We start from the raw sequence: 4,866 nt of genomic DNA, 5'->3' as shown, positions 1-4,866 counted from the left end.
CCGAGATGCCGACGAGCTCGATCGTGCTGCCGTAGCCGACCTGCGCTCGGCCACACAGGAACGATCGACCGCCGAGCGGCATGTACTCGATGCCGTGCGCCGCGCACGCAGCGCTGGCATGTCCTGGACCGCCATCGGCGCCCTCGTCGGTACCACCGGCGAGGCCGCACGACAGCGCTACTCCAGCAAGGTCGCGTGATTCCACGGTTCGCAGCGGGAGCGGACGCGACCGCGTCACGGTATGCGGCATGAGCAGACGTTCCCGCAAAGCGGACACCGGATCGGGACTTGCGCCCTACGCGGCTACTAGACACTGGCTGCAGGGCCGGTGTCTGGCCGGACTCGGTCTAGGTGGGCCGGCGGGTTCGCTCTCTATGCGACTGCCCACCCGGCTTCGGGTGTGGCTCACTACCGGTCTGCGGCCCGTCGGGCACCGTTGGTGAGGCGTGGCTCAAGAAGGGACTGCCCTGCTCGTAGTAGAGCAATGCCCACCTCGCCGTCCCTATCGGTACGAGCACAGGCGGGAGCAGCACATGGAACACGTCATCATCGGGGTCGACCCCCACAAACTGTCCGCGGCCATCGAGGTCGTCGACCACCACGAGCGGCGGCTCGGCTCGGGTCGATTCAGCACCGATCAGGCCGGTTACGCCGCGATGCGGGCCTACGTGAAGGCCTGGCCGCAGCGGGTCTGGGCAGTCGAGGGTGCCAACGGTGCTGGTCGACCACTGGCCCAACGTCGGGCTTGGAGCACTCCGAGGCAAGCCCGATTTCGCGACTGGGTTGGACGGACATCCATCGCGTCGGGTCCATCGAGCAAGCGGCGGCGGAAATTCTCTTCGATCTGACGCTGCTTGGGACCTCCTCAACGGGACATCACCTGTCGGGGCTCCGTCCTTCGCCCAGAAGATGAAAGCGATCAACCAGAGGGCGATCACTGCGGCCCACAGGGATACCTCGACCGCTCCGAGTCCCCGAGGTGCTCGTGCTGGGGTCGAGGACGAGCACGAAGAGGATCAGGAAGAAGATGGCAATGAAGAAGTCGTTAGCCCGGCGGCCAATTCGAGCCGGGCGAGGGTTGCGGCGGCGTTGGGGCCTCGCAGCATCACCGAGTTGTCCTTGCGAACGGCCGCGAGCATCGCGCGTAGCCGTCGGCGGTCACCGGTGCTGGCCGGGTCCCTGCGGAAGTCGCGGGCGGACAGGATGGTGGCCAGCACGAGGAAGTCGAGGCGGTGGCGACGGCCATCGGTGCCGACTGAGTGCGCCGCCGCCTTCATGACCAGGGCTCCGACGAGGTTGGGGCGGCGCACGTGGCCTTGGTGTCCCGCGACGGTGACCGCGACGGCCTCGGAGCGGTGCAGTGCCTGGGTGCCGCCGGGGGTGGCGAGGGTGGGACCGCCTCCGGCGCCGGGGCGCGACGTAGACCGTTCCCCCACGCCGTCGGGAAGCAGGACATCGATCTGGGCGTCGCCCTTGACCCAACGATGCTGGAGCCCTTCGCCGGAGGTCTGGTAGGTGAAGCCGAGGTCCGTCAGCGTGGCGGTGAAGGACTCGTGGAAGTGCGGGTCTGCGCGGACGTCGAGCACCGCGTCTGCGTCATCGGTCGGCCGCGTCGGTGAGTAGTCGCGCTCGGCGCAGTGCAGGTGAATCATCTGGCCGCCGACGAGGGTCCAGCCGTCGGGGTGCCGCTCGTACAGTTCCATCAGCGCGTGCCACGAGGCGGTCTGGGCCGCGAGCATCGGCGGCAGGAGGATCACTGGTCGGTCCCCAGGTCGTGCCACATCTGTTCGGTCGCGGTCAGGTCGTTGAGGATCTCGACGGCGCGGGACTCCTCGCGAGGGGTGCGGTGGTCGGCGAGGTCAGCGGCGATCAGGAGGAGCGGGGCCGGCCGAGGCACGGATCGGATCGACGCGTGCAAGACGACGTTGGCCTGCTGGCGACTGGACTGGCCGACCGCCGGTGTGAGCAGGTAGTCGCGGATGAGGTGCCCGAGGTCGGCCTGAGTGACGTAGCCCTCCACGATGTCGCCGGCGGCGATCTCGGCGCGTGGGTCGTTGAGGCCGGACAGGACGAGGCGAGCATCGGCTCGTAGGTCTGGCAGGTCGCGGGTGTTGGCTCGGTAGACCTGGCGCTCGGCGCGATTGGCCAGCATCTCGCGCAGCAGGCGGGCGACGCCGGCGATGGTGTCAGTGTCCCGCGTGTGGGCTGTCATCAAACCCCAGCGCTCCTCGGTGCGTTGGCGTTCTGAGGGGGCGAGGAGAGCCAGTGCGGCCATTGCCTGCGGCGAGGAGTCGGCGTAGTCGAGGATGGCCCACGCGGAGCGTTCCGAGAGCGGCCGACCGACCTTCCCACCGTCCAGAAGCGGGAGCAGGTCGGCTTCGTCGATGCCCCAGCGGTTGCCAACGCGCTCGGCGGGCAGAGAGCCGTCCTCGATGCGCTGGCGCACGCGATGAGGCGTGACGCCGAGCCGTTCGGCGGCCTCGGACACGCTGATCTGACGTCCCATGAACAGAATGCTATAGCAACGGTAAGGTTTGTGTTATCCCCTGTTGGGTGTTCGGACGAGATCACCGCGCTGCCGAGGGGCGGGATCAGGAGCACCAGCAGAAGCAGGATCAGGGGCGCTAACGGCGCTGGGCAACGACGGCCTGATGGAGTTCGAGCGAGAACCTCGAGGTTCCGCCGCCAGACAAGCGCACTGGCGCATCGAGCTGGACTGCGGCTGCGGCGACCGGGCGTGAGCACTCGATCAGCCGTGTGTGAGTTTCCCTCGCCCGATCGCGGCGCAAAGACGCAGGGGCGGAGGTCTCGCGGCCGGTCAGTGTGTTCGGGGGAAGACCCGCACCTGTGCCTCGTGGCCAGCGCCAGCCAGCTTGGCATCGCAGGTGTGCAGCGGTGCGTCGAGCGCTTCGGTCAGCGCGAGGTAGCAGGCGTCGTAGCTGGTGTACTGGTGGCGCAGGAGCCAGATGCGATCTGCCAGCGGGTGGATCTCGTAGCGGGTGAGGGGCAGGGCGAAGTGGTCGACGCGGGCCTCCTCGGCCGCATCCGGCTCGAGCTTGCCGCCGAGGAGGAGCCCGCGCAGCGCCGAGAGCACCTCGACGTCGAGCAGGTGCGGGGCGGCCACGTCTCCGGCCAGGGAATCCAGCAACTCGCTCTCAAGGTCGCGTCCGATGAGCGCCTCGACCATCGCCGAGACGTCGACCACGATCACCGGCGACCGGCCCTCACCTCGGCGACGATCTCCTCCGAGGTCGGACCACTCGATCGGTCGCGGGCCTTGAGCCTGGCGACGATCTCGACGTTCGTCGGGCGAGCGGCGATCCTGGACAGCTCGCCTGCAACGTAGGCCGAGAGCGACTTGCCCTCGGCCGCGGCGCGGTCCTTGAGCGTGTGGGCGACCTCGTCGGAGACATCACGGATGTACAGGGTGGTCATGGGAACTGATGCTAGCATTCTGCAAGCCGCAGGTCCTCGGCCCTTGACTGCGCAATCGCGGCGGTATGACGCGGGGCCGGGCCGAGCCGCGCCGGCCGCGGCATGTTGACCAGCCATTCGAAGTAGCTACACTTGTGGACATGACAGTTGACAGCCAGATGGCCCTTAAGGATGTCAAGAACCGATTGTCCGAAGTGGTGGACCAGGTCGAGCGCGAGCATGATCGCGTCCTGATCACCAAGCACGGTCGACCGGCGGCCGTGGTGCTGAGCGTGGATGACCTAGCCTCGCTGGAGGAGACCCTGGAGATCGTGGCGCGGCCTCGCCTGGTGAGCCAGATCCGCGAGAGTCTGGCAGAGCTCACGCAGGGGCCAGCAGAGGTTCTCAGCAAGGACGAGGCGCTGGGACTCCTGCAGAAGTGAGTTCCGAGCCATTCGACGTTGCGTGGTCTGCCACGGCTCGTCGGTCGATGGGCAGGCTGCCCGAAAAGGTGGGGACGGCAGCGGTGGAGTTCATCTACGGCCCGTTGGCTGTGAACCCTCGGCGCGTCGGCAAGGCACTTCGATTCGAGATGTCGGGACTGCACAGCGCTCGCCGCGGAGACTTCCGGATCATCTATCGAATCACTGACATCGTCACCATCGTGGCTATCGAGCACCGCGCCGACGCTTACCGGCCCAGGTGAACTGCGATCCCGAACCCCTTTTGGGCTACTAGACACGGGCTGTAGGGCCGGTGTCTGGCCAGACTCGGTCTAGGTGCCCGGCGGGACGCTCTCATTTGGGCTGCCCACCCGAAGCTTTCGGGTGTGGCTCACTTCCGGTCTGCAGCCCGTCGGGCACCGTTGACGAGGCGTGGCTCAAGAAGGGACTGCCCTTGCTCGTAGTAGCACTGCCCACCTCGCCGTCCACATTGGTATGAGCACAGGCGGGAGCAGCACATGGAACACGTCATCATCGGGGTCGATCCCCACAAGTTGTCGGCCACCCTCGAGGTCGTCGATGACCACGAGCAGCGGCTGGGCTCGGGTCGGTTCCCCACCGATCAGGCCGGCTACGCCGCGATGCGAACCTACGCCAAGGCCTGGCCGCAGCGGGTCTGGGCAGTGGAGGGCGCCAACGGCGCCGGTCGACCACTGGCCCAACGGCTCCTGGAGGCCGGTGAGCGCGTCCTGGACGTGCCGGCCAAGCTGGCCGCGCGGGTGCGGCTGTTCGACACCGGGCACAACCGCAAGACTGACGCGCGCGATGCTCACTCGATCGCGATCGTCGCGGTCCGAACCCAGGGACTGCGTGTCCTGAAGGTCGACGGCGAACTCGAGGCCCTGCGGATGCTCACCGACCGGCGCGAAGCGCTGACCCGGCGGCGGGTTCAGACCGTCAACCGGCTGCAGGCCCTGCTGGGCGAACTGCTGCCCGGTCAGGGCAAGAA

General features: G+C 67.8%; 9 protein-coding genes. 5 read left to right on the top strand and 4 right to left on the bottom strand.

Annotated elements, in window-relative coordinates; translation table 11 throughout:
• The coding region (locus ACR2FV_RS03710) for a hypothetical protein (protein WP_434014353.1) at positions 1-199 on the top strand (199 nt) is incomplete at its 5' end.
• A 334-nt stretch (positions 200-533) separates the two neighbouring features.
• Positions 534-848 carry a hypothetical protein gene (locus ACR2FV_RS03705; protein ID WP_434014352.1) on the top strand — a complete coding sequence of 105 codons (315 nt, stop codon included), beginning with the start codon at positions 534-536 and terminating at the stop codon, positions 846-848.
• A gap of 168 nt (positions 849-1,016) precedes the next feature.
• Here ACR2FV_RS03705 and ACR2FV_RS03700 read toward each other — a convergent pair whose 3' ends face one another.
• The 4 genes from ACR2FV_RS03700 to ACR2FV_RS03685 form a co-directional block, all read right to left on the bottom strand.
• Positions 1,017-1,757 (bottom strand): hypothetical protein, encoded by a 741-nt coding sequence (locus ACR2FV_RS03700; RefSeq protein ID WP_434014351.1) that lies wholly within the window; start codon positions 1,755-1,757, stop codon positions 1,017-1,019.
• On the bottom strand, positions 1,754-2,506 hold the full coding sequence (locus tag ACR2FV_RS03695) for an excisionase family DNA-binding protein (RefSeq protein ID WP_434014350.1): 753 nt from the start codon (positions 2,504-2,506) through the stop codon (positions 1,754-1,756). Before ACR2FV_RS03695 ends, ACR2FV_RS03700 begins: the two co-directional genes overlap by 4 nt.
• Positions 2,507-2,818: 312 nt before the next feature.
• Positions 2,819-3,211, bottom strand: coding sequence for a type II toxin-antitoxin system VapC family toxin (locus ACR2FV_RS03690; protein WP_434014349.1), 393 nt, complete (start codon positions 3,209-3,211; stop codon positions 2,819-2,821).
• Entirely contained in the window at positions 3,208-3,435 is a 228-nt protein-coding gene (locus ACR2FV_RS03685; RefSeq protein WP_434014348.1) for a FitA-like ribbon-helix-helix domain-containing protein, read from the bottom strand. The genes ACR2FV_RS03690 and ACR2FV_RS03685 overlap by 4 nt, the downstream gene beginning before the upstream one ends.
• A gap of 140 nt (positions 3,436-3,575) precedes the next feature.
• On the opposite strand from ACR2FV_RS03685, the gene ACR2FV_RS03680 reads away from it, so the two are divergent.
• The 3 genes from ACR2FV_RS03680 to ACR2FV_RS03670 all read left to right on the top strand — a co-directional run.
• Entirely contained in the window at positions 3,576-3,857 is a 282-nt protein-coding gene (locus tag ACR2FV_RS03680; RefSeq protein ID WP_434014347.1) for a type II toxin-antitoxin system Phd/YefM family antitoxin, read from the top strand.
• Positions 3,854-4,120, top strand: a complete 267-nt coding sequence (locus ACR2FV_RS03675) for a type II toxin-antitoxin system RelE family toxin (protein ID WP_434014346.1) — start codon at positions 3,854-3,856, stop codon at positions 4,118-4,120. The genes ACR2FV_RS03680 and ACR2FV_RS03675 overlap by 4 nt, the downstream gene beginning before the upstream one ends.
• A gap of 255 nt (positions 4,121-4,375) precedes the next feature.
• On the top strand, positions 4,376-4,866 hold a 491-nt coding region (locus ACR2FV_RS03670; RefSeq protein ID WP_434014345.1), incomplete at its 3' end, for an IS110 family transposase.

It is taken from the genome of Ornithinimicrobium sp., assembly GCF_051004135.1.
Classification (GTDB): Bacteria; Actinomycetota; Actinomycetes; order Actinomycetales; family Dermatophilaceae; genus Ornithinicoccus.
Note: the sequence above shows the minus strand (reverse complement) of the source record. Positions and strands in the feature narration are given on the sequence as shown.